This window comes from Nitrosomonas sp. Is37 (assembly GCF_033063275.1).
Classification (GTDB): Bacteria; Pseudomonadota; Gammaproteobacteria; order Burkholderiales; family Nitrosomonadaceae; genus Nitrosomonas.
This window is the reverse complement of record NZ_JAWJYP010000032.1, coordinates 14,285-37,408: the sequence shown is the minus strand read 5'-3', so window position 1 is coordinate 37,408 and position 23,124 is coordinate 14,285. Positions and strand designations below refer to the sequence as shown.

General features: G+C 41.9%; 23 protein-coding genes. 12 read left to right on the top strand and 11 right to left on the bottom strand.

The genetic code is table 11. From position 1 onward, the window contains the following. On the bottom strand, positions 1–2,024 hold a 2,024-nt coding region (locus tag R2Q26_RS13015; protein ID WP_317536675.1), incomplete at its 3' end, for a DUF4347 domain-containing protein. 174 nt (positions 2,025–2,198) lie between these two features. Between R2Q26_RS13015 and R2Q26_RS13010 the strand changes: the two genes are divergently transcribed. Together R2Q26_RS13010 and R2Q26_RS13005 are read left to right on the top strand one after the other, a co-directional pair. Further along, the gene (locus tag R2Q26_RS13010) at positions 2,199–2,402 is read left to right on the top strand and encodes a hypothetical protein (protein ID WP_317536674.1); all 204 of its coding nucleotides are present in this window, start codon (positions 2,199–2,201) and stop codon (positions 2,400–2,402) included. Between the two features lie 341 nt (positions 2,403–2,743). Then, positions 2,744–5,926, top strand: a complete 3,183-nt coding sequence (locus tag R2Q26_RS13005) for a BTAD domain-containing putative transcriptional regulator (protein ID WP_317536673.1) — start codon at positions 2,744–2,746, stop codon at positions 5,924–5,926. A gap of 369 nt (positions 5,927–6,295) precedes the next feature. Here R2Q26_RS13005 and R2Q26_RS13000 read toward each other — a convergent pair whose 3' ends face one another. Continuing rightward, a complete protein-coding gene (locus R2Q26_RS13000) occupies positions 6,296–7,207 on the bottom strand; it encodes a porin family protein (RefSeq protein WP_317536672.1) in 912 nt (303 codons plus the stop codon). 136 nt (positions 7,208–7,343) lie between these two features. Between R2Q26_RS13000 and aat the strand changes: the two genes are divergently transcribed. The 6 genes from aat to R2Q26_RS12970 are packed head-to-tail and all read left to right on the top strand — an operon-like array spanning position 7,344 to position 11,609. Continuing rightward, on the top strand, positions 7,344–8,045 hold the full coding sequence (aat, locus tag R2Q26_RS12995; RefSeq protein ID WP_317536671.1) for a leucyl/phenylalanyl-tRNA--protein transferase: 702 nt from the start codon (positions 7,344–7,346) through the stop codon (positions 8,043–8,045). Then, a complete protein-coding gene (locus R2Q26_RS12990) occupies positions 8,029–8,790 on the top strand; it encodes an arginyltransferase (RefSeq protein ID WP_317536670.1) in 762 nt (253 codons plus the stop codon). The genes aat and R2Q26_RS12990 overlap by 17 nt, the downstream gene beginning before the upstream one ends. Before the next feature lie 31 nt (positions 8,791–8,821). Beyond that, positions 8,822–9,847, top strand: coding sequence for a quinone-dependent dihydroorotate dehydrogenase (locus R2Q26_RS12985; protein ID WP_317536669.1), 1,026 nt, complete (start codon positions 8,822–8,824; stop codon positions 9,845–9,847). After that, the gene (gene rsxB, locus R2Q26_RS12980; protein ID WP_411182353.1) at positions 9,837–10,502 is read left to right on the top strand and encodes an electron transport complex subunit RsxB; all 666 of its coding nucleotides are present in this window, start codon (positions 9,837–9,839) and stop codon (positions 10,500–10,502) included. The genes R2Q26_RS12985 and rsxB overlap by 11 nt, the downstream gene beginning before the upstream one ends. A 12-nt stretch (positions 10,503–10,514) precedes the next feature. Then, on the top strand, positions 10,515–11,168 hold the full coding sequence (nth, locus tag R2Q26_RS12975) for an endonuclease III (protein ID WP_317536668.1): 654 nt from the start codon (positions 10,515–10,517) through the stop codon (positions 11,166–11,168). After that, positions 11,169–11,609, top strand: a complete 441-nt coding sequence (locus tag R2Q26_RS12970) for a DUF1841 family protein (protein ID WP_317536667.1) — start codon at positions 11,169–11,171, stop codon at positions 11,607–11,609. It begins immediately after the preceding gene. A 105-nt stretch (positions 11,610–11,714) separates the two neighbouring features. On the opposite strand, the gene R2Q26_RS12965 is transcribed toward R2Q26_RS12970, so the two are convergent. The 4 genes from R2Q26_RS12965 to R2Q26_RS12950 all read right to left on the bottom strand — a co-directional run bounded on the left by R2Q26_RS12965 (position 11,715) and on the right by R2Q26_RS12950 (position 15,050). Next, positions 11,715–12,041 carry a cytochrome c gene (locus R2Q26_RS12965; RefSeq protein WP_317536666.1) on the bottom strand — a complete coding sequence of 109 codons (327 nt, stop codon included), beginning with the start codon at positions 12,039–12,041 and terminating at the stop codon, positions 11,715–11,717. Positions 12,042–12,068: 27 nt separating this feature from the next. Then, positions 12,069–12,353, bottom strand: a complete 285-nt coding sequence (locus tag R2Q26_RS12960; RefSeq protein ID WP_090570393.1) for a c-type cytochrome — start codon at positions 12,351–12,353, stop codon at positions 12,069–12,071. 195 nt (positions 12,354–12,548) lie between these two features. Then, a complete protein-coding gene (locus R2Q26_RS12955; protein ID WP_317536665.1) occupies positions 12,549–14,465 on the bottom strand; it encodes an ATP-binding cassette domain-containing protein in 1,917 nt (638 codons plus the stop codon). 147 nt (positions 14,466–14,612) lie between these two features. Beyond that, on the bottom strand, positions 14,613–15,050 hold the full coding sequence (locus R2Q26_RS12950) for an Hsp20/alpha crystallin family protein (protein ID WP_317536664.1): 438 nt from the start codon (positions 15,048–15,050) through the stop codon (positions 14,613–14,615). A 463-nt stretch (positions 15,051–15,513) separates the two neighbouring features. Between R2Q26_RS12950 and R2Q26_RS12945 the strand changes: the two genes are divergently transcribed. Further along, a complete protein-coding gene (locus tag R2Q26_RS12945) occupies positions 15,514–15,678 on the top strand; it encodes a hypothetical protein (RefSeq protein ID WP_176969714.1) in 165 nt (54 codons plus the stop codon). A gap of 44 nt (positions 15,679–15,722) precedes the next feature. Here R2Q26_RS12945 and R2Q26_RS12940 read toward each other — a convergent pair whose 3' ends face one another. Further along, positions 15,723–16,505, bottom strand: coding sequence for a hypothetical protein (locus R2Q26_RS12940; protein WP_317536663.1), 783 nt, complete (start codon positions 16,503–16,505; stop codon positions 15,723–15,725). Positions 16,506–16,595: 90 nt separating this feature from the next. On the opposite strand from R2Q26_RS12940, the gene R2Q26_RS12935 reads away from it, so the two are divergent. Beyond that, complete coding sequence (locus R2Q26_RS12935; RefSeq protein ID WP_411182352.1) at positions 16,596–17,234, top strand: YbhB/YbcL family Raf kinase inhibitor-like protein; 639 nt, start codon at positions 16,596–16,598, stop codon at positions 17,232–17,234. A 297-nt stretch (positions 17,235–17,531) separates the two neighbouring features. On the opposite strand, the gene argB is transcribed toward R2Q26_RS12935, so the two are convergent. Beyond that, positions 17,532–18,419, bottom strand: a complete 888-nt coding sequence (gene argB, locus R2Q26_RS12930) for an acetylglutamate kinase (protein WP_317536662.1) — start codon at positions 18,417–18,419, stop codon at positions 17,532–17,534. 361 nt (positions 18,420–18,780) lie between these two features. On the opposite strand from argB, the gene R2Q26_RS12925 reads away from it, so the two are divergent. Both R2Q26_RS12925 and R2Q26_RS12920 read left to right on the top strand, forming a co-directional pair. After that, positions 18,781–19,365 carry a BON domain-containing protein gene (locus R2Q26_RS12925; RefSeq protein WP_317536661.1) on the top strand — a complete coding sequence of 195 codons (585 nt, stop codon included), beginning with the start codon at positions 18,781–18,783 and terminating at the stop codon, positions 19,363–19,365. A 30-nt stretch (positions 19,366–19,395) separates the two neighbouring features. Next, positions 19,396–20,763, top strand: coding sequence for an FAD-binding oxidoreductase (locus R2Q26_RS12920; RefSeq protein WP_317536660.1), 1,368 nt, complete (start codon positions 19,396–19,398; stop codon positions 20,761–20,763). A gap of 54 nt (positions 20,764–20,817) precedes the next feature. On the opposite strand, the gene cyoE is transcribed toward R2Q26_RS12920, so the two are convergent. The 3 genes from cyoE to R2Q26_RS12905 all read right to left on the bottom strand — a co-directional run bounded on the left by cyoE (position 20,818) and on the right by R2Q26_RS12905 (position 23,081). After that, positions 20,818–21,711 carry a heme o synthase gene (gene cyoE / locus R2Q26_RS12915; RefSeq protein ID WP_317536659.1) on the bottom strand — a complete coding sequence of 298 codons (894 nt, stop codon included), beginning with the start codon at positions 21,709–21,711 and terminating at the stop codon, positions 20,818–20,820. Between the two features lie 103 nt (positions 21,712–21,814). Beyond that, positions 21,815–22,396, bottom strand: a complete 582-nt coding sequence (locus R2Q26_RS12910; protein ID WP_317536658.1) for a hypothetical protein — start codon at positions 22,394–22,396, stop codon at positions 21,815–21,817. Further along, on the bottom strand, positions 22,368–23,081 hold the full coding sequence (locus R2Q26_RS12905; protein ID WP_317536657.1) for an SURF1 family protein: 714 nt from the start codon (positions 23,079–23,081) through the stop codon (positions 22,368–22,370). Before R2Q26_RS12905 ends, R2Q26_RS12910 begins: the two co-directional genes overlap by 29 nt. Positions 23,082–23,124: the final 43 nt, after the last annotated feature.

The window sequence follows — 23,124 nt, the reverse complement described above, 5'->3', positions numbered from 1 at the left end:
GCCAGCAAGTCGGAGACGTTGACGGTATAGGGAGTATCTTCCGTACCGTTCGGCAGTGATGCCGTAGCAGTTCCAGTAGGGGCCTCATTGACATTATCAATGCTGATTGTGAGTGTCTTTTCAAATGACAGGCCACCGGTGTCTGTGGTTTCTATCCGGATACTATAACTATTCTTAATTTCATAATCGACTGGAGTATTTAACAAAAGCTTGTCGCCATTGATGATGAAACTGGCATTATCGGTATCACCCGTATCGCTAACCAAAGCATAGGTAAAACCAGTACTGTTATCAACATCAGTGGAAGTCAGGGTACCAATTACCGTACCTACGGGGCTATTTTCGAAGATATGCGTATTATTTAGGTTAATGTTTGTAGGCGCTGTATTGACTGGTGCATCATAGCGCTGAGCATATATCCCCCAGCCGCTGCCATCCTGATTCAAAGACATCCAGCTCACCACAAAGCCGCCATCCGCTAGCGCCGTGATGGTAGGATCATATTGATTATTGGCTACCGTGGTATTGACCAGGAATTCGGCGCCCCGCACTGTGCCATCGGCGTTATAGCGCTGGGCATAGATGCCATAGCCGCTGCCATCCTGATTCCAGGACTCCCAGCTCACCACAAAGCCGCCATCCGCTAGCGCCGTGATGGTAGGAGATTGTTGATCAGAGGCTACCGTGGTATTGACGCGGAATTCGGCGCCCCGCACTGTGCCATCGGCGTTATAGCGCTGGGCATATATCCCCCGGCCGCTGCTATCCTGCCAGTCGGACTGCCAGCTCACCACAAAACCACCATCCGCTAGCGCCGTGATGGTGGGAGATTGTTGACTACTGGCTACCGTGGTATTGACCCTGAATTCGGCGCCCCGCACTGTGCCATCCGCGTTATAGCGCTGGGCATATATCCCCCAGCCACTGCTATCCTGACTCAAGGACATCCAGCTCACCACAAAGCCGCCATCCGCTAACGCCGTGATGGTAGGAGCATTTTGACTATCGGCTGTCGTGGTATTGACCCTGAATTCGGCGCCCCGCACTGTGCCATCGGCGTTATAGCGCTGGCCATAGATGCCATAGTAGATGCCATCCTGATTCCAGGACTCCCAGCTCACCACAAAGCCGCCATCCGCTAACGCCGTGATGGTAGGATAATCTTGAGTAGAGGCTACCGTGGTATTGACCCTGAATTCGGCGCCCCGCACAGTGCCATCCGCGTTATAGCGCTGGGCATATATCCCCCAGTCACTGCCATCCTGACCAAAGGAATGCCAGCTCACCACAAAGCCGCCATCCTCTAGCGCCGCGATGGTAGGAGATTGTTGATCAGAGGCTACCGTGGTATTGATCCTGAATTCGGCGCCCCGCACTGTGCCATCTGCGTTATAGCGCTGGCCATAGATGCCATAGCCGCTGCCATCCGAGGACTGCCAGCTCACCACAAAGCCACCATCCTTTAACGCCGTGATGGTAGGAGATTGTTGATTACTGGTTACCGTGGTATTGACGCGGAATTCTCCATTGCTGGCCAGCACATCATCATAAGAGAAGCGCATTGCTTTGGTTTGAATGGTGCCCATCCATGCATCCAGCATCCAGTCCCCACCCAGCTCGGTTGCGCCGGTCAAATTGGTTGAAGCAGCCACATCGGCGCCGGTCAGCAGGGATAATTGCTCTATGAACCTTTGCCCGGTTTCTCCCTGTGCTACCTCACAGCCATACAGCAGAATATCGCCACCATCCGTTAAGTGCTGGCCGATTTGTGCCAGTTGTTCTTTGTAGTCGTTGAGGTTGTCGTTGTTGAGTACACCGGAGCCGAGCGTAATGATTCCGGGTGATCCATGGGAGATGATGTCAATCGCATCAAGGTTCGTTTTCCCTTGCAAGGCTGCAAGGATTTGCTCGATGCCGTCCCGTTCTGCTTCGAGCAGGATTGCTTCGGTGTTTTGCGGCAGTTGTACAATCAGGCTTTGATAGTTGGCGATGTGTGAATCGATAAATACGATGCGACTACTCATGTTTCTCTCCTCAAGATCAGTCGATAATTGTTGTTAATTGTTATTTGTAAGAATTTCTAGCGTTGTTTCCAATATTTTGGAGAATACTGTAAATGAACATGCACAAACATATAAGACTCACGCCACTTGACCGTCAGGAGCTGTGGCAGCTTTGACCTAACTCGCTGCTGGAAAGTGTCTCAACTTGTCGAGCGCTTTCGAGTCTCAAGACCCACGATTTACGCCGTTCTCAAGCGGGCAAGGCGCAAGGAGTTTTTTCCCCGCGACAGTACCAATCAACGTTTTAAAACAATCCAATACGGCCTCAAACGCTTAGCCAAAGTCGAGCAGTCCATCCAGGAGCGCTTGAAACGGAGCAAGGAGAAGCTTGCGGTATGACAACTTGCGTAGAGGCTCCTTAAGAAAATCGAGCAACATCTCCATCTTATTGTTTTTTTATTTCATATAACTGTAATAAAAATTACATCAGTATAAATTCTAATCTAATATCATATTTATTTTTTAATAGTAGTTAGCTATTATTAAAACCACTTAATAAAACAGTTGACTGTAGTTAAATGCTTATATCTCAATCACGCTAAAAAGATAGATTTTGTTGAACACATTTAGCTTGCTATTTCGAGATACTCCTTTGTAATTGATTATATTTTTTCAATTTAACAAGGGAAGACTTACAAATGGCATACAGATTGAAAAAATGCTCAATAGAAGGTTAAGTAGTGGCAACAAAAGGGTTTCCAACTAAAATCATGCCTCCAGATTACGAGCGTGTTTTTGAGCGTGATCGCTTATTTGCGCTGGTTGAACAAAGAAAAAGAGCCAAGGTGATCTGGGTAAATGGGCCGCCTGGATCTGGCAAGACCCTTTTTGTCGCCAGTTTATTGAAAAAGCAGCAAGTACCTTTTCTATGGCACCGAATTGATATCAGTGAGAATAATTTTGCCGATATTTTTTATTTTCTGGCATTGGCTGCGCAAAAAAATTATCCCTCACAGAAGCTTAAACTACCGGTTTTTATCGCTGAATATGCCGATGATGTAGAAAACTTTGCGCCTGTCTTTTTTCGCGAGCTTTTTGCTTCACTTACGCAGGAATCGGCGATTGTGCTGGATAATTGCCAGGAACTGGAAAAGGATCCCACTTTTTTCCACCTGTTACAAATTGCTATAAATCAGCTGCCGCATGACATGCAATTGATCTGTATCAGCAGGAATCGACTCGGTGCTGCACTTAAACGCTTGCATCTGAATAATGAGTTATTAGAGATAGGTGACATTGAGTTACAGTTCAAAGATGTGGAAGGCCGTGCATTCTTAAAATGGCTTAATCCACAACTTGATGATCATCAAATCCATCATATCCAGTCAAAAACACGAGGTTGGGCTACCGGCATGGTATTGATGGCGAGACAATTGAGCATCCCCGGTTTTTCTGAAGATTTTCCTGTTGATCAAAATATTTTTGATTATCTGGTTTCGGAAATACTTGCTCGCTTCCCCCGAGAACTGCATGAGTTTTTAGTAACCAGTGCATTGTTTACGCAATTGACGGCAGAAATGGGTATGGAGTTAACCGGCTACCACCAGGCAAAATCCTATCTCGATGAGCTGGTCTCTAGAAATTTCTTGATTGAGCGTACTGCCGGCTCTACTCCCACTTACCGCTTTCATCCGCTGTTCAGAGATTTATTGCTCACCCAGGCCGATACACTATTTACTCAGGAGAATTGGCAAGAATTGCAGCATAAGGCAGCTGCGATACTGGCCAAACAGGATAATCCTGTTGAAGCTATGCTGCTTTATCAGAAATTACAAGATTGGTCGTCATTGAAGGTGCTGTTATTAGAGTGTGCGGATCAGTTGATCAGCACCGGGCGGCATCGCACTGTCCGACAATGGGCGGAAGCATTGCCAGACGAACACCTAGATGCGGATACCTGGTTGAACTATTGGTACGCCATTGCATTGAAGCCATCTGATCCTTTATTAGCCGAAGAGCGACTGGAAAAAAGCTATCACCACTTTGTTACTGCTCAAGATATCAAGGGTATTTATTCTGCTTGGATTGCTGCGGTTGGAGCAATTGCAATCAGTTGGGATGATTTTTCCAGATTGAAAATCTGGATGAATCGCTTTGATGAAATACGTAAGCGATATGTCTGCTCATCGATTGAATTAAAAATCCAATTTTATGCAACGGCGTTACAGGCTTTCTCTATATATAGCATTCAACATCCATTGTCGAGGAGTTTAATTAGAATCTGCGAAAGAATATTCCACTTCATTACCATCAAGTCAATCAAGACACTGCTGAGCGTGCAATTGACCCAGTATTACATGTTTAACTTTCAATTAACTAAAGCATATTCATTTATTCCTTACTTGGAATTGGCGCTGGAAGATGAGACCTTGCCCGTTATGATAAGAATCATGAGTGCTTATCTATTAGTCGTTCAAAGGCTATTGATAGCCGATGCCGTCAAAGGGCTTGAATATACCCATAAAGGACTGGAATTATCAAAGACATCAGGTGTTCGTTTATTTGAAGGGATGTTACTTGCTAATAGCGTGGGTTGCCATATCAATAATGGTGATCTGATCAGCGCTGAAAATGCCTTGCAAAAAGGAATTAAGTCAAGGAATGATCGACAGCGCATCCCGATTGTGATGCACTATGCCAATGCTGTATGGTTAGCCGCGTTAGCCGACGACCTGCAATATGCCTTGGAACAGAATCAGCGAGCGCTGCAATTGGCACAATTGGTTCACTTTGAAATCGCTTATGTCAGCTTTTGGTCGCTTGAAGTGCAAATACTCGCCGAGTTGTCACAATGGCAAAAAGCAGAACAAACGCTTTTTTTGTTTTCCGCAGCAGCTAAAGATATTAATAATAAACATAATCAGATCCAGTATTATGTTGCCGATGCTTGGTTAGCATATTTACAACAAAATCAGCCTCGTACACTTGCAGCCATAAAAGAGCTATTACAAATCATGCATACCGAAAAGTTTTTTGCTTTTTTCGGATGGCGCCCAAAGGTTTTGACACCTTTGTGTTTACTGGCCATCGAGAGCGGTATTGAAGAAAAATTTGCTGTAAGTTTACTAAAACAACTCCGGCTGTTGGATTCTCCCCCTTTCCATCTCGAGAAATGGCCTTGGTCAGTGCGAATCTATAGTTTTGGTTCATTAATAGTAGAAGTTAAAGGAAAACAGCTAGGGCATTCTGGCAAAAGCCAAAAGAAGATACTCGAATTGCTGGAGACGCTAGTCACATTGGGTGGTCGTAATGTTCATTCCATTCAACTCACTGATATATTATGGCCTGATGCTGATGGTGACTTGGCCAAACAGTCCCTGGAAACAGCGCTGCACCGGTTACGCAAGCTCCTTGGCAAGGAAGCCGTAATATTGAATTCTGGCTTGGTTTCCCTTAATAACAGTTATTGCTGGTTAGATTTGTGGGCGTTTGAAGCGACTGTAGACGAGTTGGAGCAAGCGCTGAATAATGGGCAGCAGTCTGAGATCATTAAATTAACTGACCGGCTGTTGAAACTCTACCGGGGCGCATTTCTGAAAGATTCCAATTCAGGGCCAGGAATATTAAAACAATCCCAATTATTGAATAAATTATCCCGCGCGCTGGATTTGTCCATAAGTTTCCATGATAAGAACGGAGAATATGACCGCGTTTGTCTATTATTAACCAAGGTAGTGGAGCTAAGACCCTTGACGGAAGCAAATTATCGACGGTTAATGTCTCATTACATTAGACAAGAACAGTTTGATCAGGCATTGCAGACTTATCACCAATGCCATCGGATTTTATTTGAAGGATTTAAAGTTCGGCTTTCTAATGAAATTCATGAGCTTGCTAAGCAATTAAAAAGAGGGAAACGATAGTCATTCCATTTTCAAATCAAAAATGTCTTGAATATTTTCACGGATTTAATCCCCGTAAGTTCAATATGCAAATGCACCATGTTGGACAAAAATGGATCACATGGATTATTCGGTAGATAAGTGATCGTCTCTGACAAACGGTTTTTCTCAGGAAACAAGGATAAAAAAAACACCCCACCAGCATGCAGCGGGGTGTAAAGGCTTCGTCACAAAATCATCTACTATCTTGCTAGAAACAAGGAGGGAAATACTATCTATCTAATTTAAAATACAACGATGAATTACAACTCTATAGGAGATAATCTTCCTAATATCTAACAATGATTCCTCTCTTCCCTTCCAATTCTTTCACTACCTGTGTTCAAATCGTTAGAAACCAATTCCAAGGTAGCCACCGGCAGTCATGCCACTAAGATTAACGCCATCAAATTTACCAAAAACCTCATGATAGCGTGCATCAACGCCTAGAACAAAATTCTTCCAGAATCGATAATCTGCCCCTACAGCAACCATATAGCCAGGATTCGCCACGTATGTGACAGACTCAGTCGCTGGACTCACCACATGCATTGCTAGTCCTGCAGGAATAATCCAAGGTCTAAAGTTGCTGCCTTCCATGAATTTAATTTTCGGCGCTGCTGTCAACGTAAATTGACTAATTGTCACACTCCGCGGATTAAAGGCTCCTCCTGCTAATTGAGATGGAGCATTGGCCAGCGCATTACCCTGCGAATGACCAAACCTTTTGTATTCAAACATCAATTCAGCAAGGACCTCTGTTCCGGGTAGAAAGCCCCACACATCTTTTGTTAGGCTAAAATCAAAACCTGCACCGACATACCAGCCATCATTGCCTCCTGCATCTTGCGCGCCGATTGGTACAACATTACTTTGCAGGGATGCGCCATTACGCTCCTGCAAGTTATGCGCATAGCCGCCACGGAAGAAAATCATATGATGGTGTTTACTCTCTTGCTCTTCTACTTTCTTAATCATCCGATCTTCCCGGACAATCTCTTCTTTTACTTTCTTAATCTCCTGCTGATTCTCTTCTTTTACTTTCTTAATCTCCTGCTGATCTTGAGCAGCCTTGCTTTTCACTTGATTGAGCTCATCCCGAATAGCTTTTAGCTGTCCTTCTAATAACTTAATCTGTTGCTCCAAACCTTCAGTTGATGTTCCACCATGAGCGAGCGCTTGGGGGGAGCCCGTTGCTAGCGCAATAATTAATGAACTAACAGCGACACTAGCGACTCTTGTTTTGAGACGAAATTTTTTCATTCATTCTCCTTTACATTTGTTGGATTTATTCATGCAAACTAAGGATTAACTGAATAATAGATTAATATTAAGAAAATATTGGTCTATATACCTTGATCTAAATCAAAGTATAGGTATTTCATCACAAAATAAACTTATGATCCATTGGTTAACTCCTAATTCAGAATATTTTCCACCGCTAGAAATGGCACTTGATGAACCCAATGGTTTACTTGCCGCTGGCGGCGACTTATCACCACAGCGCCTGCTGACTGCTTATCGTTGTGGAATCTTCCCATGGTTCAATCAGGAAGAGCCCATCCTGTGGTGGAGTCCAAATCCACGTATGGTATTATTTCCTGGTGAGCTTAAAATTTCCCGTTCGCTTCATAAAACACTGAAGAAACATCATTACGAAATTCGATGCGATAGTGCTTTTACCCAGGTTATGCAAGCCTGTGCAGCCCCTCGCAAGGAACAGGAAGGTACATGGATACACCCGGAAATGATTTCAGCTTATACTGTGCTGCATCAAATGGGTGTGGCCCACTCGGTGGAAACCTGGATTGAGGGAAAATTGGCAGGAGGATTGTATGGGATTGCTCAAGGGAAAATGTTCTTTGGGGAATCGATGTTCTCCCGCGTTACTGACGCTTCCAAAATTGCCTTTGTGCACCTGGTAAAACAATTGGAACGCTGGAACTTTGGTATGATTGACTGTCAGATGAAAACGAGACACCTTACTTCATTAGGTGCCAGAGAAATTCCTCGCATTGAATTTGCTCAAATATTAAATAACTTAGTCGCCGCTCCAGAAAAACTTGGGAAATGGCATTTTGATTATGTCTATCCAGAATGATGCTATCTTGCCGGTTATGAAATTTCATACTACTGAATTTTATCCATGCAGCTATTTGCCCAGCAAACTTGCCCGTTCACAAATTGTGCTACCAGATCACCTGATAGATGCACCGATCTATGCTCAACTAATCAAAATCGGTTTCCGCCGCAGTGGTAATTTTGTTTACCGCCCAAACTGTGAGCAGTGTGAGGCCTGCGTTCCGGTACGCATCATTGTTGATCGGTTTTCGTCTAATCGGGCACAACGCAGAGCTTGGAGGCAACATCAACATTTGGTGGCCACACACCATAAATTGCATTACCATCCTGATCATTACCGTCTTTATCGTCGTTATCAAGTGAAACGCCATGCTAACGGCGGCATGGATTATGATAGTCGCGATCAATATTGCAATTTTTTGCTGCAAAGCAACGTCGATTCTAGGCTTATTACCTTCCATGAAAATGATCAACTGCGCATGATCAGTATCGTTGATCAATTACCGGATGGCCTCTCTTCAGTATATACTTTTTACGATCCAGATGTTTCCAATGCAAGTTTTGGTACTTTTAATATTTTGTGGCAGATAGAACAATGCCGCATCAAGAAACTGCCTTTTCTTTATTTGGGCTACTGGATTGGTGAAAGCCGAAAAATGAGTTATAAAGCCAATTTCCAACCCTTACAAAGCCTGCAAGACGGACAATGGCAAACCTTTAATAATCCTTCTCTTCAGAATAATCCTATAGATTGCCCTACTTAATTCGGCCGCTTTCGGGATAAAATAAGTTTCAATGCTATATAGTCTTTTTCGTCCGCTGCTATTCACGCTAGACCCAGAAGCAGCACATACCCTTTCTCTTAGTGCATTACAACACCTGCAAAACTTTGGATTGCTCCCAAGTCGCTCGTTTGCCTGTAAATCCCGTAGGATAATGGGTTTAGATTTTCCCAATCCTGTTGGCCTTGCAGCCGGATTAGATAAAAATGGCGATTACATTGATGTTCTTGCAAAGTTGGGATTTGGCTTTATCGAAGTGGGCACGGTAACACCTCGCCCACAGCCGGGTAATCCACGGCCGCGTCTATTTCGTCTTCCTCAAGCACAGGCAATTATCAATCGCATGGGTTTTAATAACCACGGTATCGATTACCTGATCGAGAATATTAAGCGTTCTAATTTTCAGGGCATCCTGGGTGTTAATATTGGTAAGAATTTTGATACACCGCTAGAGAAAGCAGCAGAAGATTATTTGATTTGTTTTCAAAAGACTTATCGTTATGCCAGCTACGTGACCATCAACATTTCTTCACCCAATACCCGCAATTTAAGACAATTACAAAATACTGCCGAGCTTGAGCGCTTATTGCATCTATTAAAAACAGAGCAAACAAAACTTAGTGATCAATATGGTAAATATACGCCATTAGTCATAAAAATTGCACCCGATATGGAATCATCACAACTGGAAGCGATCGCTCAGCAGTTAATAAAATACCAAATTGATGGCGTTATTGCTACCAACACTACTATTTCACGTCAAAATTTAGAACATCTACCACTTTCCAGTGAGACAGGTGGTTTAAGCGGTGCACCACTCAAACTACTCAGTACCGAAGTGATTAGAAAATTACATGCTTTGCTGCAAGAAACCATACCCATTATCGGTGTCGGCGGCATCATGTCTGCTGAAGATGCAAAGGAAAAAATAGAAGCGGGAGCGAATCTGATCCAACTCTACACAGGTTTGATTTATCATGGCCCTGATCTGATACGCCAATCTGTTGAAGCAATTTGCACTTTCTGCCATGATGTCTGATAAATACAAATTAATAGAACAAATCGATGCCATTCTGCCACAAACACAATGTGGTCAATGTGGCTTTTCAGGCTGTCTACCTTATGCTACTGCTATCGCAGAAGGCCATGCCGATATCAATCAATGCCCACCCGGAGATGCAGAAGGTATCCGTAAACTTGCTGCCTTACTCGGTGTAGCTTTCAAACCTCTGAATACAGCACATGGTGTACCCAAACCTAAATCGGCCGCTTTTATCAACGAAGAGCAATGCATTGGCTGTACGTTCTGTATACAGGCTTGTCCTGTCGATGCGATTGTAGGTGCCGCCAAGCAGATCCATACGGTCATCACAGAAGAATGTACCGGCTGTGAGCTGTGCGTGGCTCCCTGTCCGGTAGACTGTATTAGCATGATCTCCATTGCGCCCTATCCTGAAAATCAGGCTCAGGAAATGAAACAGCAAGCTGCTGATAGGGCGCGAGTACGCCATCAATTTAGATTACAAAGACTTGAGCGTGACAAACAAATACAAACCGAGAAATTTGCACAAAAATCACCGGTGGTAAAAGAATCTCAATCTGCCACAGAAAATGCCCATCTGAAAAAGGCAGCCATTCAAGCAGCATTAGCGCGAGCTCTTGCAAGCCGCACTGAAACAATTGATCAAAAATAATCACTCCAGACCATGAATGCCGCTAAACGTTACGAGATTTTTACGCGCTTCAAAGCTGCCAATCCTCACCCCACAACTGAACTTGAATACACTACACCGTTCGAACTACTCATAGCTGTAATACTTTCGGCACAAGCCACGGACAAGAGTGTCAATCTGGCAACAAAAAAGCTTTTCCCATTGGCTAACACTCCCGAGAAAATGGCAGCACTGGATGAAGCTGGGTTAAGTAGTCTGATCAAAAGCATTGGCTTATATAGGACAAAAGCAAAAAATATCCTTGCAACGTGTCAATTACTCATCCAACATCATTGCAGTCAGGTACCGAAAACACGAGATGAACTTGAAAAGCTACCAGGGGTCGGGCGCAAAACTGCCAATGTTATTTTAAATACTGCCTTCGGTGAGCCGACCATTGCTGTCGATACTCATATTTTTCGTGTTGCCAATCGAACAGGCCTTGCCCGTGGCAAAAATGTGCGTGTGGTTGAGGATAAACTCATGAAGTTTGTGCCCGTTGAATTTCGCCATGATGCCCATCATTGGTTAATTCTGCATGGACGTTATGTATGCAAGGCAAGAAAACCCGCATGTAGTTATTGCTGCATTAATGATTTATGTGAGTTTGATGAAAAGAACTGGGATTGTATCCCATTGGTTTCCTAAATGTTTAATCCATCGAGAGAGCAGGTTCGCCAACTATTCTTTGACACCTGGCGTAAATACCGCCAAAAAGAAATCCTGTCTGGCATTGAAAACATCGCACTGGAAGTGATCTTGTTGCATCCTGAATATCAAGAGATGCTTGATAATAGCGAGCGTTATCGTGATAAAAACTATTTTCCAGAGATGGGAGAAACCAATCCCTTTCTTCATATGAGTATGCATATTGCCATTAAAGAGCAGCTTTCCATTGACCAACCGGTTGGAATTCGCAAGAAATTTGAACTTTTACTTAAGAAAACTGGAAATGAGCACGATGCAACTCATCTAATCATTGAATGTCTCGCTGAAATGCTTTGGCAGGCGCAACGCAATCAAACACCACCGGATGCTCAGATTTACTTTGATTGTCTGGATAAATGGATAGGTAAATTAGATCAATAAAAAACGGAATGTATGAAATCACACATTCCGTTTTAATTCCGTTCTTATGTTATATTTCTTTTTGAATAAACGAGATATGATCTCCTCGCTCATTCACGGAATAAATTATTTCTTCACATATAGACCAGATTGGCTGGAGAAATAAAAAGCCAGATTTTCAATGTCTTCGTTGCTCAACGGTGCAGCCATTCCAGCCATGATAGGATCTTTACGCTCACCAGTTTTATAGTCTTTTAAGGCTTTCTCAAGATAAGTTCTGGGTTGACCAGCAATTATAGGGAAATTTGGGGCAGCGCTATTACCATCGGCTCCATGACAGGAAGCACACACCTCTGCAGCTTTTTTCTTGCCAGCTTCGATATCGGCTGCAATACTGTGCCCGGAAAAGAGTAATACCACACCGCTTACTGCGGCAACAACAAAATTTTTCATGTCCTTATCCTTGCATAAATGGGAAAATTATTTACTTGCGTAATAAGCAGCCAAATCTTCAATATCTTGATCGGAAAGGGTGGCTGCAATTCCACTCATTTGGGGATGTTTACGTTCTCCTGACTTATAATCTCTCAGTGCTTTAGCTAAATAAACTTCATGTTGCCCACCCAGTTTCGGAACATGATAAACAACAGGATAAGATGTGCGATACCCCTCTATTCCATGGCAACCCACACACATGGAAATTTTGGCTTTGGCTGCTTCAGCATTACCGGTTGCCTGTACTACACCAGAAAATGCCAGAGACATGCCAGTAGCAAGTAATAATTTAACAGCTGCTGACTTTTTCACTTTGTGCCTCCTCCTCTCAAAAATGTAAACTTTAAACGATGAGTGATGTTAAGTCAATGAATATTCATGTTAAGTCAATGAATATAATAGTAATCTCCCTGTTGTGGATAGGGAAATTATCTACGGTAATCTCCAAACAATCTTCTTCTAACTTCATGCTGTTGATTGCTTGGATTCCAATTCTTCCCAGCGTGCAAAGCACTTTGCCAGTTCTTGCTCTATTGCAGAAAATCGCATTTGTAAAGCCTTAGCCTCCTCAGGGAAATTTCGATAAATTGCAGGATCACTCAATCGCGTAGTAATAGATGATTGCTCCCTTTCCAGTAAATCAATTTTTTCTGGCAAAGCTGCAAGTTCACGCGCTTCTTGGTAGCTCAATTTAATACGAGACGTAGATTTAGTTCTTTTGTCCTGGGAAACCGAAGAAGATTTAGGCGTAGCCCCTTTCTGCTGCAGTGCCATCTCTCCAGAATGTTTACTCTGGACCCAATCCTCATATCCTCCCACATATTCTCTCAAAATGCCATTTCCTTCAAAGGCAATTACCTGGGTTACTACATTGTCGAGAAATGCGCGATCATGACTGACTAGAAACAATGTACCGGCATAACTTTGTAGCAGCATTTCTAGTAATTCAAGCGTTTCGATATCGAGATCATTGGTTGGCTCGTCCAACACTAGCACATTGGCTGGTCGCGTAAATAAGCGAGCCAGCAGCAGCCGATTACGCTCGCCACCTGACAACGATTTGACTATTGAGCGAGCACGCTGTGGGGCAAATAAAAAATCTTCCAGATAACTAATAACATGCTTACGCTCACCATCAATCTCTATGAAATCAGATCCCTGGCTGATTGATTCTACTAACGTTAGCTCCTCGTTTAACTGCTCACGCATTTGATCGAAATAGGCCACCGTTAGCTTAGTTCCCTTACGTATGCTTCCTGAATCGGGTTTCAACTCCCCCAATATAAGCTTTAATAAAGTTGATTTTCCAACACCATTCGGACCCAATAACCCAACCCGATCGCCCCGCATGATCCGACAAGAAAAATCTCTGATAATGGTCTTATCGTCGTAGCTTTTGGAAACATGCTCTAGTTCTGCGACTAATTGGCCTGAACGCTCTCCTTGTTCGATGGTAAAGTTAACCGATCCAACTCGCTCACGTCTGGCTGCCCGTTCCAGACGTAATGCTTCCAATTGTCTTACTCTACCTTCATTGCGCGTACATCTCGCCTGAACACCTTTACGTATCCAGATTTCTTCTTGTGCCAGCACTTTATCAAATTTCTGATGATGCACCGCTTCAATTTGAAGAATCTCAGCTTTCTTCTGTTGGTAAACCGCAAAACTCCCTGGAAAATTCTCTAGATGTCCACGATCAAGTTCAATAATCCGCGTAACAACATTATCTAGAAAACGGCGATCATGCGTGATAAAAATGACACTACCGGGAAAATCTTTGAGTAAACTTTCTAGCCATACGATAGACGAAAAATCGAGATGATTGGTCGGTTCATCCAACAGCAGCACATCTGGCATTACTACCAGGGCACGTGCAAGCGCTACTCGTTTTTTTACGCCACCTGAAAGACTTTCTACTCGCGCATCTGGAAGCAGCCCGAGCTGATTAATCACAGTCTCTACCCTGGTTTGGATACGCCAACCATCCTGCGCCTCCAGTATATTTTGCAAATCCTGCAGGTGTTCGAGCAGTGCCTGTGTATTTTCTCCGCTTGCACTTAAAGCATGTGAAATCTCATGATATTCGAGCAGTACTTGGCTTAGATTTCCAAGTCCTTTGGACACTTCCTGAAATACTGTACTCCCACCTTCAAATTGTGGCTCCTGTGGCACATAGACCAATTTCAATTCTGAAGCGTACCAGAGCTTGCCATCATCCAGCTTAATCTCCCCTGCTATTGCACGTAGAAGACTCGATTTACCACTACCATTACGGCCAATTAAACCTATACGCTCCCCCGCATCAAGTTGCAAATTTACATGATTCAGTAATGCATGGTGACCAAATGCCAAACTGGCATTTTCAAGTATTATGAGAGGCATGAAAAAATAAGAAAATTCAGTAAGACAAGAAAATTAGCAAGCGTGTCATTCTTTCACGAATTACAGGATTCAGTAAAATAATTCTTTTAATAGGTCTCTTCTATTCAAATCATTCTAAAAAGAATGGAGCCCAAAGGCTCCACCTTATTACTCAGTTAAAGTCACATTAATTTTCTTGGGTTGGACTGATTCTCGTTTGGGAATAACAATCTCCAGCACACCGTGTTTAGAAACAGCAGAGATAGCGTTCGGGTTTGCCGTATCTGGCAAACTAAAGCGTCGATAAAAAGAGCCATACGTTCTCTCAACACGCTTGTAACCCTCTTTTTCAGTCTTAGTTTCGGTTTTTTTCTCACCCTTAATCGTCAATACCCCATTCTCCATACTGATGTCTATTTCCTCTGGTTTAACTCCAGGCAGATCAGCGAGTAATACAAACTTATCAGGTTCTTCCTTGATATCCACCGCTGGAACCCACTCCGCCGTAGCAGAGGAACCTTCTCTTGCCGCATCACCTCGCATCTGCTCTAGTTCTTTCTGAAGTTGAGTCAATAATCCCCAAGGTTCATAACGCATAATAGCCATTTGATAATCTCCATATCACAATAAAAGTACCTTTAATCGGGTTGCCACAAAGTATCTCCATGCAGCATACCTACCTACCTCATCTTGCGAAAAGATTTTTATATCAAGGAAATGCTTCTGAAAAAATTTTTAGTTTCACTCTGCCATTTTCCATTTACGCCATGTCTTTTCTCATGTCTGTAAATTTGGAAAGCACCTTGATACCTACCATTGATCATATAAAGAAACAATGAGCACTTGTCGTACTTATCGTAATATAGGAACGCTCATTTTATTTTCAACCTAGGCAAAACAAATATATCAATGGATGCTAAATCTTATTTTCCAATCACACTACGAGCATATCAGGGCACTAATTGGTAGAAAATTTACTCTATATTAATCTTGATAAACTTCTTTCTTCAGGTATTCAAATAAGCCGTAAACATAATCAAAATTTTTCAGCATGATGAGGAGAAATAGTATGATCAGAAACCCTCGTACCAAACGCATTTTATCTATTTCGCTATTCATTATAGGGTGCGTATTCATCTTACTGGCACCGGAAGATGCATGGCTTGGAGTGGTCCTTCTCAGCATTGGTTTAGGTGTAGAAATTGGCGCACTGATATTTAGACATCGCAAATAAAAAATATCCAGATTTCCTATCTCATTCTGTTCTGGATCTATTCATTATGTAAGTGACGATCCTTCATCCTTCAGTTTAATTGTTTGATGATGGCCTATACGATGGCGAATATGCAGCCCTTTCCTGATCAATGCTGCTTCAAAATCACAAAAGCTTCCTGCCGCCATTTCATACTTTTTCCACAACTCTTGCAAATAAGTAACTACCTCACCAGAATCACAGTTGATATTAGCTGGAAGATAACCAAGCATTTGGGCCGCTATAAATGCGAGTGGGGAAAGTGGTGGATTTGCTTTTCGCCACTTGCCACGTAATTCGCGTAAGAAAATATGAGTAGTTACTTTACCTATCCCTTTGCCTAAATCCATAATGCGCCGCTCTAGATCACCGGAATCACTAGCGGCAGCATGGAGCATATTGAAATCTCCGTCATATCTTTCAAGCAAAGCACGATTTACATCGAGCAGTTTAGTTGCGGTTTTATAGTCATAGCGTACATACCCTCCCTGATCAAGAAGAGTGACAAGCTTGTCCCAGCCACTGTCAATCATTCTCTTTGGCATCAGAATATCGTTATCTGCAAATGTGTGCCAGGTACGAGCAGCAACACTTCCTGGAATAGGGGCGCCATAGAGTACCGCAGCAATAAACCATTTGTAGATTTCATCAGGATTCAAGCCATCGAGATTTATTCCTAGCTTTACCGCATAACTTCCACCCCATCTTGCCACTAAATCAGGCGGACTCAAAAAATCGTTAACTTCCAACACCCGATCAGTATTTGAATGGGACTCTTTTAGATCAATAATTTCTTTTTCTTTACTCATACATGCGTTATAAAAGTAGGATGTCAGTTTTTCTCATTGAGTCAGTTATTGATAGCCGTTGATTGATAATTTGCAGAAGGAGACAAGAACATGAAACATCATCGTGAAAATAATCTAGGAAGTACTGGTTGTATTTATCTCTTCCATCTGGTAGTGGTACCATTATTCACAATCACGCTTTTATTCATCCCAATTCAAACTAGCCGTGCAGAAACGAGCACGTCTCAAATTAAGGAGGAAAATATTATGACACTCTCACTGACATCTCCTTCCTTTTCCCATAATGACATGATTCCGAGCAAATACACTTGTGACAGCCAAGATATTTCCCCGGCCCTTTCATGGTCAGGAGTACCTGATCACACAAAAAGTCTCGTGCTGATCGTCGATGATCCAGATGCGCCTGATCCCGCCGCTCCTAAAATGACCTGGGTGCATTGGGTGCTATACAACATCCCACCACAGGTTAATGGTCTGCCCGAAAATGTCGCAGCAAATGAACTGCCAGCAGGAACCTTACAGGGAATTAATGACTGGAAGCGTACTGGTTATGGCGGCCCCTGCCCACCCATAGGCATTCATCGCTATTTCCATAAACTTTATGCGCTAGATACTGTGCTACTTGATTTAAAGCATCCAACTAAATCGGCGCTGGAAAAGGCCATGCAAGGCCATATTATTATGCAGACAGAATTGATTGGGCGCTATCAGCGAGGTCGTCATAAATAAATTAAATTATTGAATGAGACTTATGAGACATTCTTAAAAATCGGTCAATACCTAATCAATCAATAGACATCATAATCTAGCAATGCTCTTATTGACCGGTTCTGGCGATTTTCGTTTTGGTATTATGCTGCAAGCAATATACGAAGAGGTTCTTAACAACGTGAAGAGAAATAGTTTGGTCATTCTTCCTAATGAGAGGAAGAGTGATCAAACCAAAAGTAGCTAAAATTATCCACAAATTTTTAATAGGGTAAAATAAGTAAAAATTATTGCTAGAAAATTGAAAATTTAAAGTGATTAATTTTCTTTAATTAACGTACCCACACCTTCATCGGTCAATATTTCCAGCAAAAGTGCATGCACTACCCGACCATCAATAATATGGCAGGATTTAACACCATTTTTTACTGCATCGAGTGCCGAGCCGATTTTGGGCAACATTCCTCCTGAAATGGTTCCATCTGCAAATAATTCATCGACTCTTTTAGCAGTCAGTCCAGTAAGTAGATTGCCATTTTTATCAAGCACACCGGGTGTGTTCGTGAGGAGTATCAGTTTTTCAGCCTTCAAAATTTCTGCAAGCTTGCCTGCAACTAAATCCGCATTAATGTTATAGGATTGGCCATCCTCACCAACACCAATCGGTGCTATTACAGGAATAAAATCACGTGTATCAAGTAACGCGATGAGGGAAGGATCGATATGCTCAATTTCACCTACTTGGCCAATATTGATCCATTCTCCTACTTTCTCTTTGTCCTGAATAAGCATTTTTTTTGCTCGAATAAAAGCGCCATCTTTACCAGTCAGACCCACTGCGCGGCCACCATGGCGGTTAATAAGATTGACAATTTCTTTATTGACCAATCCACCCAGCACCATCTCGACGACATCCATGGTTTCTGCATCGGTTACTCTCATTCCTTGAATAAAGACACCTTCTTTTCCAACACGCTTTAGCATCTGATCGATCTGAGGCCCGCCGCCGTGGACAATAACTGGATTCATCCCAACCAGTTTTAGTAACACAACATCACGTGCAAAACCCTGTTTGAGATCTTCTTCAACCATTGCGTTACCACCGTATTTGATCACGATGGTTTTATTATGGAAACGTTGTATATAAGGAAGCGCTTCCGCAAGAATTTTGGCTTTTTCTTTTGCAGTAGATGAAGATAACGTCATTTTATATTCCTATGAATATTTTTTAGTAAAATGCTTTTTATAGTATAGAGAAGACATAAATCAGTATTTATTACGTCAATTCAAATTGGATCATATTTACTGATTTTATAGATAAGTGTATTGAGACTATATAAAAATGCTTTTTAAGCACTTGAATTTGATTACTTTTCTCGTCAAATTTATTTTTTATGACTGCGCATTATATAAAATAAGGAAGAGTATTATTGATAAGCTAAGTGGTAATCAATAATCGGGTATAAATTTATATTATTTAAAAACAATCTAATTATTATTAGTAAAATTTCTGATTTAACTTTATTTTACTGTAATATCAAGAATAGATTTACTTAAAGCGAAGCGAATGAATAACTCAAAATATTATCCTTTACTACTGATTTCACTCTTACCTATTTTGAGCGGCTGTGTACCCCTTGTGGCCACTGGAGTAGGTGTAGGCGCAGGAACGGGCGCTCTTATGAGTGAGGATCGCAGAAGTAGTGGCACGTTTATAGACGATCAAGCGATAGAACTTAAAACGAGCAGGAAAATCCACGAACAGCTCGGTAGTGATGTCCGTATTAGTGTTACCAGCTTTAATCGGAATGTGCTCTTGACTGGAGAAGCACCAAATGAATCTATGAAGAGTGAAGCAGAAAAACTTGCTACGAGCGTTGATAATGTTCGGAAGGTCTATAATGAAATTACCATATCCGAAAAAAGTGCCTTATCTTCACGCACTAATGATTCTTTGATCACTTCTAAAGTTATAGGGCGTTTTCTAAGTGAAAGAAAATTTCAAATTAATTACGTGAAAGTAGTTACTGAAAATAGTATTGTTTATTTGCTTGGACTTGTTACGCGTGAAGAAGCAGAAAATGCCGCACAAATTGCCAGTACTACCGCGGGAGCAAGAAAGGTCGTTAAGGTATTCGAATATTTAAATTAAAACTATTTATCATCGACAACCGGTGTAAATGTGCTGCCATTAGAATTTATCGCTCAGCTATATGAGTTATTTCCTCCTGAACGAATTTATACCGACCCTGTAGAGTGCTATACATACGCCTACGATAATAGTAGAAAAATTTTCCCACCAGATGCCGTAGTCTTTCCGCTTACGACTGAAGAGGTAGTCGCTGTCGTTTTGCTTTGTAATGCGAATAAAATTCCTCTGACACCCCGTGGGCGAGGGACAGGCACATCGGGAGGTAGCCTGCCAGAAAAAGGTGGAGTTGCATTATCCTTAGAACGAATGGTACGAATTATCAGTGTTGATCCAGCAAATCGAGTCGTTGTTGCAGAACCTGGAGTATTGAATCAGGAGATACAAAATGCAGTTAAACCATACGGTTTTTTCTGGCCTCCCGACCCTTCAAGTGCAGGTTTTTCAACTATCGGGGGAAATCTCGCCACCAGTGCTGGTGGTCCTCATGCTGTGAAATATGGTACAACTCGTGATCACGTTTTGGGATTAAAAGCAGTAACCGGTGCAGGTGAAGTGATTAAGACAGGCTGCTATACAACTAAGGGAGTTGTTGGATATGATCTCACGAGACTACTCATTGGTTCTGAAGGGACCTTAGCTGTTATCACAGAAGCCACCCTTAAGCTGACCCCTTTGCCCGAGAAGCAAGGAGGTCTGGTAGCATATTATCGTGATGCCATCAGCTGTGCAGCTGCCATTGTAGCGATTATGGGTATATCCAAAGGACCCAGTGCCCTAGAGTTTCTGGATGCAGGCTCGTTAAGCCTTATCCGTGCACGTTTTCCTGATTTACTACCGACTCATTGCCAAGCAATGCTAATGATCGAAGTAGATGGCTCACAATATGAAATCTCTGAAACCATTGACGCCATCTTATCAGTCTGCTGTAATTCCGGCCTATTGCAAGCTGAACAAGTTATCAATTCTGAAAATCTGTGGAAAGCTAGAAAAGCTTTGTCGCCTCTATTGCGTGATATTGCACCAAAGAAAATTAATGAAGATGTAGTGGTACCTGTTAATACACTACCTCAATTTTTAGACGAATTAACCAAACTTGCAACCCAGTATCGAATTGCTAATGTAAATTTTGGCCACGCTGGTAATGGCAATATTCACGTTAACCTACTCATTAATCCTGACGATATAGAAGAAAACCACCGTGCCGAAAAATGCTTGAATGAAATATTTGATCTAGTCATCAGGCTTAATGGAACGCTTTCTGGTGAACATGGTATTGGCAGTGAAAAACGTGCTTATATCCACAAGGAAATTGATTCCACAACGTTGACTTTAATGAAAAAAATCAAATCTCTATTTGACCCCAACGATATTCTTAATCCCGGAAAATTATTTCCATGAAATAAAAAAGCCCCGTCTTAAAAGACGGGGCTTTTTACCAAAAGGTGTGCTACTCTAAAACTTATAATAATGATCAACCAGTAAAACTACAAATAACAGAGCTAGATAGAGAATCGAATATCTAAATGTAGTGCGCCCAAGCTGATCGCTGTATTTGAGGTATATCTGCAAAGCGTAGTAAAAAAATATAGCATCAAGTACTAGTGCCCCTATCAAATAAATCAATCCACTCATCTGTGAAATATAAGGAAGTACCGTAACAACACAAAGTATGAGTGTGTATAACAATACATGCAGGCGCGTAAACTTATCTCCATGCGTCACTGGCAGCATGGGCATACCAATCTGAGCATATTCATTCTTTCTGTATAATGCTAACGCCCAAAAATGAGGTGGTGTCCAGGCAAAAATGATTAAAAATAACAATAATGCATCGGGAGAAATTTGGCCAGTTACCGCAGCCCATCCTAGAACAGGCGGCATTGCGCCAGACGCTCCACCTATCACAATATTTTGAGGAGTCAGTGGTTTAAGTATTACTGTATAGATAATTGCATAACCAACAAATGTGCCTAACGTCAGCCACATAGTTAAAGGATTTACCCAGTGATGAAGTATGAATAATCCTAAACCACCTATCAATCCCAGGAAAAATAGTGTTTCTGGAACACTGACTTTGCCCTGCGGAAGTGGGCGTCCACGGGTTCGCGCCATCACGGCATCAAACTTTTGCTCTACTAGGCAATTTAATGCAGCAGCTGCCCCAGCGACTAAAGCTATACCGAGCGTTCCAAAAAATAGAATATCGATTGGTACCGCGCCGGGAACAGCTAAAAACATACCTATTACTGCCGTAAAAACTATGAGCGATACTACCCGGGGTTTTGTAAGCCGATAGAATTGATTTATTCTTGATGTTGTTTGTCGCCACACTAAACTAGCACTCATTCCATACGCCTCCTAAACAATCATGTTTGATCTATATTCTTTGATTTACTTACTACATACTCTTATTAACGCTGCCACGCACTAAAATACATGGATAACAAACTCAGTGTTCAAAATGAGAAAGCTTTAATAGAAGCTTCACATCTTTCGAAATTTTCGTAGGATCAGCATCTTTTGGGAATCTCATCATTAAATTGCCCATCGGATCAACCACATAAATATGATCGCGCTGCGACAGTATGGTAGGAAATTCGTTAAGCAAATCGCTATCTTTTGCACTTAGAAGTACCGTACCTTCGTATTCATTCTTAATATCCTGATCAGGAACATAATGATCATTAATTAACCATATTCTTTCAATCCGATCTTTTTCTGTGTTTTGAACTAGACGAACTTGCCTCATTTGATAAAGCTTCTTTTGACAGTACTCATCACATTGTCCAGAATCGATAGTAATTAATGACCATTTCCCGTGCATATTTCGTGCACGAAAGATAGTGTTATTCTCGATATTAAGTGCTTGGCCTTTTAATGGTTTTACTTCTAACAATTCACCATAATTGACCGTACCTTCCGGACGAATTTCTAGTACGTGAAAGAAATATGATGCAATGACCGGAGACAGCATCACTAGCGCCATCAGAAGAAATTTAATTCTATTTTTTCGAGCTATTTCGTTTGACATTTAATACTAAAAATATAATGCAGGTTGTCACAGCCAAGAGAAACCATTGAACTGCATATCCGATATTCTTTGATGCACCGGAATCAGGCTGTACCCACTGACGTATCAATCCATCATCAATTTGATTATCCTGTTGCAGCAATAAAATTGGCTGTAATGCAAGTCCTGTTACTTTTTGATAATATTCAAGATCTAAATTTATCCAAAGCTTACCTGCTGTCTTCTCAGCTGAAAGTTGCATAGTTCTAATCATTGGTGAAGTAACGATGCCTGTCACTTTTACTTCTTCCTGCGGAAAAAAAACAGAAGGAAGCTGCGTTCGATCTTTTCTCGAGGCTATCCAACCGCGATTAACTAAAACATGCAGAGAGCTATTTGCAATTTTAAGAGGTGCAAGAATCTCGTAACCTGCCACCCCCTGATAGATTTTATTGTCTAAATAGATTGCATGATCCTCAATAAACCTACCTTTTACTTCAACTTGCCGATATTGAAAATCTTCTAATTTAATTGGTGTTGAGGGTAATGTTACTACTGCTTCCCGTGCATATTGCTCAATTCTTTCTTGGCGTAACTCTTTCTCATTTGCTCTCGAAAGTTGCCAAAACCCAAGTCGAGTAAATACTAATGTGAAAGCTATTGTTAATAAAACTACCCACCATCGTGGCTTGAATTGATAATTCATATTTTTTATTTATCACTCACACCTCGAATGGTTATATAAATCA

Bases quoted from the DNA above. Each gene is read 5' to 3' on its own strand.
- R2Q26_RS13000 (WP_317536672.1), bottom strand. From the start codon at position 7,207: ATGAAAAAATTTCGTCTCAAAACAAGAGTCGCTAGTGTCGCTGTTAGT.
- rsxB (WP_411182353.1), top strand. From the start codon at position 9,837: ATGATGTCTGATAAATACAAATTAATAGAACAAATCGATGCCATTCTG.
- R2Q26_RS12965 (WP_317536666.1), bottom strand. From the start codon at position 12,041: ATGAAAAATTTTGTTGTTGCCGCAGTAAGCGGTGTGGTATTACTCTTT.
- R2Q26_RS12905 (WP_317536657.1), bottom strand. From the start codon at position 23,081: ATGAATTATCAATTCAAGCCACGATGGTGGGTAGTTTTATTAACAATA.
- R2Q26_RS12960 (WP_090570393.1), bottom strand. From the start codon at position 12,353: ATGTCTCTGGCATTTTCTGGTGTAGTACAGGCAACCGGTAATGCTGAA.
- R2Q26_RS12910 (WP_317536658.1), bottom strand. From the start codon at position 22,396: ATGTCAAACGAAATAGCTCGAAAAAATAGAATTAAATTTCTTCTGATG.
- R2Q26_RS12970 (WP_317536667.1), top strand. From the start codon at position 11,169: ATGTTTAATCCATCGAGAGAGCAGGTTCGCCAACTATTCTTTGACACC.
- R2Q26_RS12935 (WP_411182352.1), top strand. From the start codon at position 16,596: ATGAAACATCATCGTGAAAATAATCTAGGAAGTACTGGTTGTATTTAT.
- R2Q26_RS12950 (WP_317536664.1), bottom strand. From the start codon at position 15,050: ATGGCTATTATGCGTTATGAACCTTGGGGATTATTGACTCAACTTCAG.
- R2Q26_RS12990 (WP_317536670.1), top strand. From the start codon at position 8,029: ATGTCTATCCAGAATGATGCTATCTTGCCGGTTATGAAATTTCATACT.
- R2Q26_RS12940 (WP_317536663.1), bottom strand. From the start codon at position 16,505: ATGAGTAAAGAAAAAGAAATTATTGATCTAAAAGAGTCCCATTCAAAT.
- aat (WP_317536671.1), top strand. From the start codon at position 7,344: ATGATCCATTGGTTAACTCCTAATTCAGAATATTTTCCACCGCTAGAA.
- R2Q26_RS12945 (WP_176969714.1), top strand. From the start codon at position 15,514: ATGATCAGAAACCCTCGTACCAAACGCATTTTATCTATTTCGCTATTC.
- cyoE (WP_317536659.1), bottom strand. From the start codon at position 21,711: ATGAGTGCTAGTTTAGTGTGGCGACAAACAACATCAAGAATAAATCAA.
- argB (WP_317536662.1), bottom strand. From the start codon at position 18,419: ATGACGTTATCTTCATCTACTGCAAAAGAAAAAGCCAAAATTCTTGCG.
- R2Q26_RS12955 (WP_317536665.1), bottom strand. From the start codon at position 14,465: ATGCCTCTCATAATACTTGAAAATGCCAGTTTGGCATTTGGTCACCAT.
- R2Q26_RS12925 (WP_317536661.1), top strand. From the start codon at position 18,781: ATGAATAACTCAAAATATTATCCTTTACTACTGATTTCACTCTTACCT.
- R2Q26_RS12985 (WP_317536669.1), top strand. From the start codon at position 8,822: ATGCTATATAGTCTTTTTCGTCCGCTGCTATTCACGCTAGACCCAGAA.
- nth (WP_317536668.1), top strand. From the start codon at position 10,515: ATGAATGCCGCTAAACGTTACGAGATTTTTACGCGCTTCAAAGCTGCC.